The following is a 12510-nucleotide window of genomic DNA, read 5'->3' on the forward strand; positions in this document are numbered from 1 at the left end:
CAGTGACGTTTCAGCAGCTGCTCACGGGCTGCTCACCGGCTGCGCGACGCGGCCAGTCCGACCGTGACCAGACCGAGCACGATCCAGCCGAACCACAGCCAGCCGTTGCTTCCCAGTGCCACCGTGTACGCCGAGATCACGACCAGCGTCCCTACGGTGAGCACTCCCATCGACTTCACAGAACCGGGCATGCGCACCCCCTTCTCCTGATGGAGGGCCATCGTCGCCCCTGAAGGGCTCCCGCGCTACCGTGCCGACGTTACCGGCGACCTAGCGGCCGCGCGCCTGGAGCGAGGCGAGGTAGGCGTTGTACGCCTCCAGCTCCTTGTCCCCGTCGCGGTCCGCCGCCCGGTCCGCACGCCGTGCGACCCGCTGCTCGGACCGGTACCACTGGAACACCAGCGCGATCAGCACCAGCACCGACGGGATCTCCGAGAAGGCCCAGGCGATGCCGCCCGCCGCGTGCTGGTCGCTCAGCGCGTCGATGCCGAGCGACGCGGGCGGGTTCGCGTACGTACCGATCATCGGCTGGGACGCCATCATCAGCGCGATGCCGAAGAACGCGTGGAACGGCATCCCGGCGAAGAGCTCCAGCATCCGCATCACATAACCCGGGCGGTGCGGCCCCGGATCGATGCCCATGATCGGCCAGAAGAAGACCAGGCCGACGGCGAGGAAGTGGACCATCATGCCCAGGTGGCCCGGCTTGCTCCCCATCAGGAAGTCAAAGGCGGGTGTGAAGTAGAGCGCGTACAGGGACGCGATGAACAGCGGGATCGTGAAGGCCGGATGGGTGACGATCTTCATGTAGCGGCTGTGCAGCAGCATCAGCAGCACCTCGCGCGGCCCCTTGCGGTTACCGCGCCCCGCCACCGGCAGCGCCCGCAGCGCCAGCGTCACCGGCGCGCCGAGCAGCAGCAGGATCGGCGAGAGCATGCTGATCACCATGTGCTGCACCATGTGCACGCTGAACATGACCATGCCGTAGTCGTTGAGCTTGGTGCACATCACCAGCGCCACGCTCAGCACGCCTATGACGAAGAAGACCGTCCGGCCGGCCGGCCAGCCGTCGCCGCGCCGGCGCAGCCGCACCACGCCCCACCCGTACAGGGCGAGCGCCAGCACGCACCCCACCAGGAAGAAGAGGTCGGGGGAGAACTCCAGCCCCCGTCCCAGCGTGAACGGCGGCAGATCCATGTCCATGCCGCTGCCGTGCCCGCTGTGATCCATCTGCGTACTCCCGTGGGGATGCCCATTCGTGCCGGTTGTCCGCTACAGACTAGAACTGCCCCCGGCCGCGTCCGCGGCCGGGGGCAGTCACTCAGACAACCGTCAGGAACGTCACAGCACGCACTCGGCCTCGGCGTACCGCTCGCTGGGCACCGTCTTGAGGGTCTCCACGGCCTCGGCCAGCGGCACCATCACGATGTCCGTGCCGCGCAGCGCCGTCATCATGCCGAATTCGCCGCGGTGCGCCGCCTCCACCGCGTGCCAGCCGAAGCGGGTCGCGAGGACACGGTCGTACGCCGTCGGGGTGCCGCCGCGCTGGACGTGGCCGAGGATGACCGGCCGGGCCTCCTTGCCGAGGCGCTCCTCCAGCTCGACGGACAGCTGCCGGGCGACGCCCGCGAAGCGCTCGTGGCCGTACATGTCCTTGCCGCCGATGTCGAACTCCATGGAGCCCTCGCGCGGCTTGGCGCCCTCGGCGACCACGACGATCGCGAAGCGCTTGCCGGCCGAGAAGCGCTTGCCGACCAGCTCGGTCAGCTCACCGATGTCGAAGGGGCGCTCGGGCACGACGATGGCGTGCGCGCCGGCCGCCATGCCGGAGTGGAGCGCGATCCAGCCGGTGTGCCGCCCCATGACCTCGACGATCAGCACCCGCTGGTGCGACTCGGCGGTGGTCTTGAGCCGGTCGAGCGCCTCGGTCGCGACCCCGACGGCCGTGTCGAAGCCGAAGGTGACGTCGGTCGACGCGATGTCGTTGTCGATGGTCTTCGGTACGCCGACGATCGGCAGCCCCGCCTCGGACAGCAGGTTCGCCGCCTTCAGCGTGCCTTCGCCGCCGATCGGGATGATCGCGTCGAGCCCGAGGTCCGCGACATGGCCGCGGGCCGTCTCGACGCCGCCGCGCAGATGCGCGGGCTGGACCCTGGAAGAGCCGAGAATCGTGCCGCCGCGAGCCAGGATGCCGCCTACCGCGTCGAGGTCGAGCTTGCGGTAGTCGCCTTCCAGAAGACCCTTCCAGCCGTCGTGGAAGCCGATGACCTCGTCGCCGTGGTCGACAACGGCGCGGTGCACGACGGAACGGATGACAGCGTTCAGGCCGGGGCAGTCGCCGCCGGAAGTGAGTACACCAATGCGCATGCCCGGAATACCTTTGCAACGTGGGCCGAGGACCGGACCACGTCGTCCGGCTGGATCCCCGTCACCCTACTCGCGCAGAGTGACGGGGCCGAAACCGGCGTCCGCCAGCTGGACACCCCAAAACGTACGAACCGCGACAGTCCGTCAGGCGGGCTGCGTCGCCGACGCGATGCGCTCGGCGCGCAGCGCCTCGTACCACCGGTCGTCGGTGGGCGGCAGCGCGTTGACGTCGAGGGCCAGTTTCAGCAGCAGGTCCGCGATGAGCGGGTTGCGGGCGAGCACGGGGCCGTGCATGTACGTACCGAAGACGGTGTCGTTGTACGCGCCCTCCGTGCCGTCGCCGGTTCCGTTGCCCTTGCCGATCCGTGTCCGGGCGAACGGCCGCGCCGTCGGGCCCAGGTGCGTGACGCCCTGGTGGTTCTCGAACCCCGTCAGCGGCGGCAGACCGAGACGCTCGTCGATGTCCCCGAGGACGTCGCCGACGCACCGCTCGCCCTCGCCGCGCGTGCTGACCACGTCGAGCAGCCCGAGGCCCTGCTCGCGCTCGCCGAGGTCGTTGATGAACTCGTGGCCGAGGATCTGGTAGCCGGCGCAGACCGAGAAGACGATCGCACCGTTGGACACGGCGCGCTCCAGGCCGCCGTCGCGGCGCAGCCGCTCGGCCGCGAGGCGCTGCGGACGGTCCTCACCGCCGCCGATCAGGTAGATGTCGCCCGACGTGGGGATCTGCTGGTCGCTGCGTACGTCCACGCGGTGGACGTCGAGGCCGCGCTGGCGGGCCCGGCGCTCCACGACGAGGGCGTTGCCCTGGTCGCCGTACGTGCTCAGCAGGTCCGGGTAGATCCACACCAGGCGCAGGCTGTTGTCGCTCATGCTTGCTCGTCCTTTTTTGGTGTACACGGGCCTAGTTGCCGACACGGCGGCGCAGGTCCTGGAACGCGGTGTAGTTGGCGATCGTCTCGATCAGCCCGGGCGGCGCGAGCTGCACGGCCTCGTCGAGGGTCTCGCAGACCCGGAAGTCCAGGTTCGCGACCTCCAGGCGCACGGCGAGGTCCAGCTTGCGGTCACCGAGCACGAAGATCGGGTGGCCGGCGAGCCGGGTGTAGTCGACGTCCCACAGCCAGGAGGTGTCCGTGCCGTCCGCGCCGCGCGCGTTGACGGCCAGGACCACCGGGGTGGGCGGCGGGTTGATGAGGGAGAACGTTTCGAGCCAGCCCGCCGGGTTCTTCGCGAGCAGCAGCCGCAGCTCGCGCTCCTGGAACCGCACCACGTCGTACCGGCCGGCGACCGCCTGGACCTCGTACATCCGCTCCAGCGCCACCTGCGGCGGCACGCCGAACACGGCCGCGACCGCGGCGGAGGTGGCGGCGTTCGCCTTGTTGGCGCGGCCGGGCAGCTGGAGGTGGATCGGCCAGGCCGAGCCGTGCGGGTCCAGGACGTGGTCGCCGCTCAGCACCCAGCTCGGGGACGGGCGGCGGAAGCCGCACTCGCCGCAGAACCAGTCGTCGCCGGGGCGCTGCATCACACCGCCGCAGGACGGGCAGGACCAGGCGTCGTCCTTCCACTCCTGGCCCGCCGCCACCCACACCACGCTGGGGGAGGAGGAAGCGGCCCAGACGATCAGCGGGTCGTCGGCGTTCGCGATGACGACGGCCTTCGTGCCGGACAGGCCCTCGCGCCACTTCTCGGCGAGCATCCGGGTCTCCGCGGCCCGGTCGAGCTGGTCGCGGGAGAGGTTGAGCAGGGCGATCGCCTTCGGCGTCACGTCCCGTGCGACTCCGGAGAGGTACTTCTCGTCGACCTCGATCACGCCGTACTTCGCGTCCGAGCCGCCCGCCAGGGCGGAGGTGATGCCCGCCGGCATGTTGGCGCCGAGCGCGTTGGAGACGACCGGGCCGCTGGCCCGCAGCGCCTCGGCGATGAGCCGGGTCGTCGTCGTCTTGCCGTTCGTCGCGGAGACGAGCACGACGTCGAGATGCTGGGCGAGCCGCCCGAGCAGGTCGGGGTCGAGCTTGAGCGCCACCTTGCCGCCGATCACGGATCCGCTGCCGCGTCCCGCGGCGCGGGACACCGCCGCCGCGGCCTTGCCTGCCGTCACGGCCAGCTTGGCCCGCGGCGACAACGGCTCCGTGTTGCCTGCCATCGTCACTGATCCTCCTTGCATCCGGCGCCGCATTTGCCCCAGGTCCACCGGTCAACGTCGGGGCTCAGCCTATCGAGATCCAGTCGCGCCCCCGCACCCCGGCACCACCGGGGGCTCTGGAGCACCCGGTGGAACGTACGCTTGCCGCCATGCGACACCGCCCGATTCCCGGCAGTTCCGGGTTCGTACGCCCCATGACACTGCTCGGTGACCCGGCGCTGCACGCGCCCTGCGAGGCGGTGACCGATTTCGCTCCCTCGCTGGTCCGGCTCGTCGAGGACATGTACGCGACGATGTACGCCGCCGAGGGAGTCGGCCTCGCGGCCAACCAGGTCGGCGTACCGCTGCGCGTCTTCGTCTACGACTGCCCGGACGACGAGGACGTCCGGCACGTGGGGCACATCGTCAACCCCCGACTGGTCGAGGCCGACGGCATCACCGTACGCGGTCCGGAGGGGTGTCTGTCCCTGCCGGGCATCGAGGCGGGCACCGAACGCTTCGACCGGGCGGTGGTGGAGGGCGTTTCGGTGACGGGCTCGCCGGTACGTGTCGAAGGCACCGGCTTCTTCGCCCGCTGCCTCCAGCACGAGTGCGACCACCTGGACGGCCTGGTCTATACGGACCGCCTCACCGGCTGGCGCCGGGGCAGGGCGCTGCGGGCGGCGCGGCGGACACCGTGGGGGCGGCGCGAGGCGTAGGACGGGCCGGGACCCGGGCTCCGCCCCGGCCCCCGCTCCCCGGACACCGGAGGAGCGGAGCGGGGAAAGGCTCCGCGCGGCGACCGGGCGGCTAGAAGCCGGAGCCGCCCGCGCGGTCGCTCGCGGCGGCCAGGCGGCCCCACAGCAGGTCCGCGAGACTGGACACCAACTGATCGCGCGAGCAGGGGCGTTCGCCCAGCCACCAGTCGCCCGCCGCGTGCATCATGCCGACGATGCCGTGCCCCCACACCCGGGCCAGCTGTGCGCTGTCGGGCCCGAGGTCCACGCGTTCGGCGATCACCGTGGCTAGTTCCTCGCCGAGCCTGCGCAGCAGCGGCGCCGAGTGGCGGCCGACGTCGAAGCCCTGCTCCGGCTGGTGCGCGTCCTCGGAGGGGTGCATCAGGAACCGGTAGACCTGCGGGCGGGCCTCTATCGCGGCGAGGTAGGTGTCGAGTGTCGCCTCGACCCGCTCACGCCGCTCGGCGGGCGCGTCGAGCGCCGCCCGCAGGGCCGCGAGCAGCGCGTCGGTGTGGCGTTTGGCCAGGGCGCGGTAGAGCCCACCCTTGTCGCCGAAGTGCCGGTAGAGGATCGGCTTCGTGATCCCGGCCTCGGCGGCTATGGCGTTCATGGAAGCCTGCGGACCGTCCCGCAGTACCACGCGGTCCGCCGCCTCCAGCAGCTCCCGCCGTCGCCGTGCGGCAGCGGAGCGCTGCTGCCCGTCCTGCTGTGTGGTTTCCATGGTGTGTCTCCCCGCCCAAAGCGATTCCGTGACGCCTGCGCAACGTAACACCATGGTCGTGGCCCGCGCCGGTCCGTACTGCGGCAGTTGACACTGCCCACCGGGCGACAACAGACTCGCGTTACCGCAAGTAACGTAAGAAATGAACGCAGTGCTGGAGGGGACATGGCCGAGTTCACGCTCGAACTCAACGATGACCAGAAGCAGGTCCGCGACTGGATCCACGGGTTCGCCGCCGATGTGATGCGCCCGGCCGCCGCCGAATGGGACGAGCGCGAGGAGACGCCCTGGCCCGTCATCCAGGAAGCGGCCAAACTCGGCATCTACTCCCTCGATTTCTACGCACAGCAGTTCTTCGACCCGACGGGCCTGGGAATCCCGATGGCGATGGAGGAGCTCTTCTGGGGCGACGCGGGCATCGGCCTGTCCATAGCCGGTACGGGCCTGGCCGCCGTCGGCGTCCTCGCGAACGGCACCGAGGAGCAGATCGGCACCTGGATCCCGCAGATGTACGGCGACGCCTCCGACGTCAAGGTCGCCGCCTTCTGCTCCTCCGAGCCGGATGCGGGCTCCGACGTCTCCGCGATGCGCACGCGCGCCGTGTACGACGAGGCCAAGGACGAGTGGGTGCTGAACGGCACCAAGACGTGGGCGACCAACGGCGGCATCGCCAACGTCCATGTCGTCGTGGCGCTCGTGGACCCGGAACTCGGCTCCAAGGGCCACGCCTCCTTCATCGTGCCGCCCGCCACCGAAGGCCTGTCCCAGGGACAGAAGTTCAAGAAGCACGGCATCCGCGCCTCGCACACCGCCGAGGTCGTACTGGAGAACGTGCGGGTGCCCGGCCACTGCCTGCTCGGCGGCAGGGAGAAGCTCGACGAGCGCCTCGCCCGGGCCCGCGAGCGCGCCAGGAAGGGCGGCGAGCGGGTGAAGAACGCGGCGATGGCCACCTTCGAGGCGTCGCGCCCGGCCGTCGGCGCCATGGCGGTGGGCACCGCCCGCGCCGCGTACGAGGTCGCGCTCGACTACGCGAAGACGCGGGAGCAGTTCGGCCGCCCGATCATCGACAACCAGGGCGTCGCCTTCCAGCTCGCCGACATGCGCACCCGGATCGACGCGGCGCGGCTGCTGGTGTGGCGCGCTTCCTGGATGGCGGCCACGGGCAAGCCGTTCACCGCCGCCGAGGGTTCGATGTCGAAGCTGTACGCCAGCGAGACGGCCAAGAAGGTCACGGCGCAGGCCGTGCAGATCCTCGGCGGCAACGGCTTCACGCGGGAGTACCCGGTGGAGCGCATGCACCGCGACAGCGCGATCTACACGATCTTCGAGGGCACGAGCGAGATCCAGCGCCTCGTGATCGCCCGCACCCTGTCGGGCATGCCGATCCGCTGACGCCCGGCGGAGCCCACAGGGGCGCGTACGCGAAGGCGCCGGAACCGCCGGGGCGGGGCCGGCGCCTTCGCGCGTGCCGGGTCAGGCCGAGAGCTGCGCCTCGATGGCCGCGACGACCTCGGTGGCCTCCGGCCCGGTACGCGGACGGAACCGCCCGACGACCTCGCCCTTGCCGCTGACCAGGAACTTCTCGAAGTTCCACTGGACATCCCCGGCCTCGCCGTCCGCGTCCTTCACCTGGGTCAGCTCGTCGTACAGCGGGTGCCGGTGATCACCGTTGACCTCGATCTTCTCCAGCAGCGGGAACGTCACGCCGTAGCTCGCCGAGCAGAACGTCCCGATCTCCTCCGCGCTGCCCGGCTCCTGGCCCGCGAACTGGTTGCACGGCACACCGATCACCGTGAAGCCCCGGTCCGCGTACGTCTGCTGGAGCCGCTCCAGACCGGCGTACTGCGGCGTCAGCCCGCACTTGGACGCCACGTTCACCACCAGCACCACCTTGCCCTTGTGGGCCTCCAGCGTGGTCGGCTCGCCGGTCAGGGTGCGCAGAGGGATGTCGTACAGGCTCATCGGTGTCTCCCAGGGCTACGGGTGGCCGGGCGCTGCCGGCCGTCGGTTGCTGGTCCGTACTGTTCCAGAGACCGGAGGCGGCGTGCCGCGCGGGCACGCGGACCCATGGACCGCGAGCTCCCGAAGCCGGCCGCCGCCCCCCCCGGAACGGCCCCGTGAACGCGCGTTCCGCCGGGGACGGCAGTCGGCCGCGGCGGGGAAGGGAACCCGTCACACCGAACGCACCGGCACCGGATCCTCTCCGAACACCCATGGCGCGAGCACCACGAGCCAGCCGTCCGGGTCGGCGAAGAGGACCGCACCCCGCTCCGGCCAGTACGCGTTGGCGGCTTCCACCGGTTCGTGACCACGCTCCCGCAGCCGGCGCACGGCCATTTCCACCGCCTCCGCGCCCCGCAGATACAGGACCAGCTGGTTCTCCGGATGCGGCTCCGGGACCAGGGGCGGCGCACCGTGCTGTGTGATCTCCATGTGCACCGGGGCTCCCGGCAGCCCGAACAGCAGGCCGTCGTACCCCCCGTGGTCGCGCCACTGCCCGAGGACCGGAAGTCCCACGTCGTCGCGGTAGAAGGCGAGGACGTCGTCGTAACGGGCGGTGGGCCGCGCGAACCGCACGGCTCCCACGTCGAGGTGTTCCGGCCACGAGGGAGAAGTCATGGCCCGATTCCTCTTCCCGCGACGCGCACGCACGACCGCCGCAGGTCGTAGACCGCCTGGGCCGTACGGCCCAGGACCTGCGGGTGCCTCCCCACCGGTCCCGGCGCGGGCATCGCAGTGCTCGTCGGCAACGGGCGCACGTCGAAGGCTACTTGACGCGGAAGTCCCGCACGCCGGGCGGGCGCTCGGGCGGACCGTACCGCGGCGCCTCGACCGGGGCGGGGGAGGGGCGGGTACGCCCCGAGCCCGGGCCGGCCCGCCGCAGGGTCCGCCCAGCCGCTTCCCCGCCCACCTGCGCCACACCGGCATCTCGTTCCGTCACCCTCTGCGACCGGCTGTACGGCGTCCCGCCCGCCCCGGGCCGCATGCTGCTCCTCCCCGATTGTCCGCCTCACGAGGAGCAGCAGGGCGGTCAGGCGGCCGGCAGCGGGCGGAACAGTCCCTCCTGCACCACCGACACCAGCAGGTTGCCGTCCCGGTCGTAGATCCGGCCGCGCGCCAGCCCCCGCGCGCCCGTCGCGACGGGGGACTCCTGGTCGTACAGGAACCACTCGTCGGCCCGGAACGGCCGGTGGAACCACATCGCGTGGTCCAGCGACGCGATGTCGAAGTTACGCGGCCCCCACAGCGGCTCCACCGGGATGCGGACCGCGTCGAGCAGCGTCATGTCGGACGCGTACGCCAGCGCGCACGTGTGCACGAGCTGGTCGTCGCCCAGCGGCCCGACCGCGCGCATCCACACCGCGCTGCGCGGGTCCGCCTCCTTGATCTCCTCGGCGGTCCAGCGCAGCCGGTCGACGTAACGGATGTCGAAGGGCATCCGGCGGGCCGTCCGGTCCAGCGCCTCGGGCAGTCCCCCCAGGTGCTCGCGGATCTCGTCCGCCACCGGCGGCAGCGAGTCCGGGTCCGGGAAGTCCAGGCGCGGCGGCAACTGGTGCTCGAACGCGGCCTCCTCCGGCCGGTGGAAGGAGGCGGTCAGGTTGAAGATCGTCCGGCCCTCCTGGACGGCCGTGACCCGCCGGGTGGTGAAGGAGCGTCCGTCCCTCACCCGCTCCACCTGGTAGACGATCGGCACACCGGGGCGGCCGGGCCGCAGGAAGTACGCGTGCAGGGAGTGCACGGGCCGGTCGCCCTCGGTCGTACGGCCGGCCGCGACCAGGGCCTGACCGGCGACCTGACCTCCGAAGACCCGTTGCAGGGACTCCTGGGGGCTGCGGCCCCGGAAGATGTTGACCTCGATCCGCTCCAGGTCGAGCAGGTCGACGAGGCGTTCGGCGGGGTTGGTCGTCACGGGGGTTCTTCTCCTTGGTTGTGCGGCCGGGCTGGGCAGCCGGCTTCTACAGCTGGCCGACCGAGGTGACGCGGACCACGGCCCGTCCCTCCTCGTCGGAGGCGGCGAGATCGACCTCCGCGCTGATGCCCCAGTCGTGGTCGCCGTTCGGGTCGGCGAAGGTCTGGCGGACGCGCCACAGGCCGTGCTCGGCGTCCTCCTCGATCATCAGCAGCTTGGGTCCGCGGGCGTCGGGCCCGGTGCCCAGGTCCTCGTACTCGTCCCAGTACGCGTCCATGGCCTCGCCCCACTTGTCCTCGTCCCAGCCGGACTCGCCGTCCATCTCGCCCAGCTCCCGGACGTTGTCCAGGGCGGCGAGCTCGACGCGGCGGAACATGGCGTTGCGTACGAGGACCCGGAAGGCGCGCGCGTTCGCCGTGACCGGCTTGACCTGGTCGGCGCGCTCCTGGGCCTGCTCGGCCGTCTCCACCTCGGGGTTGGCGAGCTGCTCCCACTCGTCGAGGAGGCTGGAGTCGACCTGGCGCACCAGCTCGCCGAGCCAGGCGATCAGGTCCTCCAGGTCCTCGGACTTGATGTCGTCCGGGATGGTGTGCTCCAGCGCCTTGTACGCGCCCGCCAGGTAGCGCAGCACGATGCCCTCGGTGCGGGCCAGCTCGTAGTGCGAGGTGAACTCCGAGAAGGTCATGGCCCGCTCGTACATGTCGCGGACCACGGACTTCGGGGACACCGGGTGGTCGCCGACCCACGGGTGGCTCTTGCGGTAGACGTTGTACCCGTGCCAGAGCAGCTCCTCCAGCGGCTTCGGGTACGTGATCTCCTGGAGCCGCTCCATGCGCTCCTCGTACTCGACGCGGTCCGCCTTCATCTGGCCGACCGCCTCGCCGCGCGCCTTGTTCTGCTGGGCGGCGAGGATCTGGCGCGGGTCGTCCAGCGTCGACTCGACCACCGAGACCATGTCCAGGGCGTACGAGGGGGACTCCGGGTCCAGCAGCTCGTACGCGGCCAGCGCGAACGTCGACAGCGGCTGGTTGAGCGCGAAGTCCTGCTGGAGGTCGACGGTCAGCCGTACGGTACGGCCGTCGGCCTCCGGGGTGTCCAGCATCTCCACCACGCCGCCGTCGAGCAGCGAGCGGAAGATGGCGATGGCCCGGCGGATGTGCCGCAGCTGCGCCTTGCGCGGCTCGTGGTTGTCCTCCAGGAGGTGGCGCATGGCGGCGAAGGGGTTGCCGGGACGGGCGATGACCGAGAGCAGCATGGTGTGCGTGACACGGAAGCGGCTGGTCAGCGGCTCGGGGTCGGACGTGATGAGCTTGTCGAAGGTCGACTCGGACCAGGCGACGAAGCCCTCGGGGGCCTTCTTGCGGACCACCTTGCGGCGCTTCTTCGGGTCGTCGCCCGCCTTGGCGAGCGCCTTCTCGTTCTCGACGACGTGCTCGGGCGCCTGCGCGACGACCAGACCCGCCGTGTCGAAACCGGCCCGGCCGGCGCGGCCCGCGATCTGGTGGAACTCGCGGGCGCGGAGCGTGCGGACGCGCGTGCCGTCGTACTTCGTGAGCGCGGTGAACAGCACCGTGCGGATGGGGACGTTGACGCCGACGCCCAGGGTGTCCGTACCGCAGATGACCTTCAGCAGGCCCGCCTGCGCGAGCTTCTCGACGAGCCTGCGGTACTTGGGCAGCATGCCCGCGTGGTGCACGCCGATCCCGTGCCGCACGTACCGGGAGAGGTTCTTGCCGAACTTGGTGGTGAAGCGGAAGTTGCCGATCAGCTCGGCGATCCGGTCCTTCTCCTCGCGCGAGCACATGTTGATGCTCATCAGCGACTGCGCCCGCTCGACGGCCGCCGCCTGCGTGAAGTGCACGATGTAGACGGGAGCCTGCTTGGTCTCCAGCAGCTCGGTCAGGGTCTCGGTGATGGGGGTCAGGCGGTACTCGTACGACAGCGGGACCGGCCGGGTCGCGGAGCGCACGACGGAGGTCGGGCGGCCGGTGCGGCGGGTCAGGTCCTTCTCGAACATCGAGACGTCGCCGAGCGTCGCCGACATGAGGACGAACTGGGCCTGCGGCAGTTCCAGGAGCGGGATCTGCCAGGCCCAGCCGCGGTCCGGCTCGGCGTAGAAGTGGAACTCGTCCATCACGACCTGGCCGATGTCGGCGTGCTTGCCGTCGCGCAGCGCGATGGAGGCGAGCACCTCCGCCGTGCAGGCGATGACCGGGGCGTCGGCGTTGACGGACGCGTCGCCCGTCAGCATGCCGACGTTCTCGGTGCCGAAGAGCTTGCACAGGTCGAAGAACTTCTCCGAGACCAGCGCCTTGATCGGCGCGGTGTAGAAGGTGACCTTGTCCTGGGCCAGGGCGGCGAAGTGAGCACCCGCCGCGACCAGGCTCTTTCCGGACCCGGTGGGTGTGGACAAGATCACATTCGCACCGGAGACCACCTCGATCAGCGCCTCCTCCTGAGCGGGGTAGAGGCTGATGCCCTGGCCCTCGGCCCATGAGGAGAAAGCCTCGAAGAGGGCATCGGGGTCGTCGGTCGGGGGCAGCTGATCGATAAGGGTCACGCCCCCCATCTTGCCTGGCTTCCCCCCTCGAGAGGGAACCGGACGGCCCCATGAAGATCGCGAGCGATACGCTGCCGTGTCAACGGGGCACAC

General features: G+C 70.8%; 12 protein-coding genes. 2 read left to right on the plus strand and 10 right to left on the minus strand.

Translation table 11 applies throughout. From position 1 onward, the window contains the following. Positions 1–32 precede the first annotated feature (32 nt). The 5 genes from BN1555_RS39155 to BN1555_RS28595 form a co-directional block, all read right to left on the minus strand. Positions 33–191 carry a hypothetical protein gene (locus BN1555_RS39155; RefSeq protein WP_176710153.1) on the minus strand — a complete coding sequence of 53 codons (159 nt, stop codon included), beginning with the start codon at positions 189–191 and terminating at the stop codon, positions 33–35. 79 nt (positions 192–270) lie between these two features. Next, the gene (locus BN1555_RS28580) at positions 271–1230 is read right to left on the minus strand and encodes a cytochrome c oxidase assembly protein (protein WP_093802048.1); all 960 of its coding nucleotides are present in this window, start codon (positions 1228–1230) and stop codon (positions 271–273) included. Between the two features lie 111 nt (positions 1231–1341). Continuing rightward, positions 1342–2367 (minus strand): 6-phosphofructokinase, encoded by a 1026-nt coding sequence (locus tag BN1555_RS28585; protein WP_093802049.1) that lies wholly within the window; start codon positions 2365–2367, stop codon positions 1342–1344. A 144-nt stretch (positions 2368–2511) separates the two neighbouring features. Continuing rightward, the gene (locus BN1555_RS28590; RefSeq protein ID WP_093802050.1) at positions 2512–3240 is read right to left on the minus strand and encodes a type 1 glutamine amidotransferase; all 729 of its coding nucleotides are present in this window, start codon (positions 3238–3240) and stop codon (positions 2512–2514) included. 31 nt (positions 3241–3271) lie between these two features. Beyond that, a complete protein-coding gene (locus tag BN1555_RS28595) occupies positions 3272–4510 on the minus strand; it encodes a Mur ligase family protein (RefSeq protein WP_093802051.1) in 1239 nt (412 codons plus the stop codon). A 149-nt stretch (positions 4511–4659) separates the two neighbouring features. Here BN1555_RS28595 and def point away from each other — a divergent pair, with 149 nt between their 5' ends. After that, positions 4660–5208, plus strand: coding sequence for a peptide deformylase (def, locus tag BN1555_RS28600; RefSeq protein WP_093803706.1), 549 nt, complete (start codon positions 4660–4662; stop codon positions 5206–5208). Positions 5209–5299: 91 nt separating this feature from the next. Here the strand turns inward: def and BN1555_RS28605 are convergent, their stop codons facing one another. After that, entirely contained in the window at positions 5300–5947 is a 648-nt protein-coding gene (locus tag BN1555_RS28605) for a TetR/AcrR family transcriptional regulator (protein ID WP_093802052.1), read from the minus strand. Positions 5948–6112: 165 nt separating this feature from the next. Between BN1555_RS28605 and BN1555_RS28610 the strand changes: the two genes are divergently transcribed. Then, entirely contained in the window at positions 6113–7339 is a 1227-nt protein-coding gene (locus BN1555_RS28610; protein ID WP_093802053.1) for an acyl-CoA dehydrogenase family protein, read from the plus strand. 81 nt (positions 7340–7420) lie between these two features. Here the strand turns inward: BN1555_RS28610 and BN1555_RS28615 are convergent, their stop codons facing one another. From BN1555_RS28615 to BN1555_RS28630, 4 genes are all read right to left on the minus strand, one after another. After that, positions 7421–7909: a glutathione peroxidase gene (locus BN1555_RS28615; RefSeq protein WP_093802054.1), complete on the minus strand. Its 489-nt coding sequence runs from the start codon at positions 7907–7909 to the stop codon at positions 7421–7423. Between the two features lie 210 nt (positions 7910–8119). Then, the gene (locus BN1555_RS28620) at positions 8120–8566 is read right to left on the minus strand and encodes a VOC family protein (RefSeq protein WP_093802055.1); all 447 of its coding nucleotides are present in this window, start codon (positions 8564–8566) and stop codon (positions 8120–8122) included. A gap of 412 nt (positions 8567–8978) precedes the next feature. Next, on the minus strand, positions 8979–9857 hold the full coding sequence (locus tag BN1555_RS28625) for an acyl-CoA thioesterase (protein WP_093802056.1): 879 nt from the start codon (positions 9855–9857) through the stop codon (positions 8979–8981). Positions 9858–9903: 46 nt separating this feature from the next. After that, positions 9904–12417, minus strand: coding sequence for a DEAD/DEAH box helicase (locus tag BN1555_RS28630; RefSeq protein WP_093803707.1), 2514 nt, complete (start codon positions 12415–12417; stop codon positions 9904–9906). Positions 12418–12510: the final 93 nt, after the last annotated feature.

The organism is Streptomyces sp. Wb2n-11 (genome assembly GCF_001049855.1).
Classification (GTDB): domain Bacteria; phylum Actinomycetota; class Actinomycetes; order Streptomycetales; family Streptomycetaceae; genus Streptomyces; species Streptomyces altiplanensis.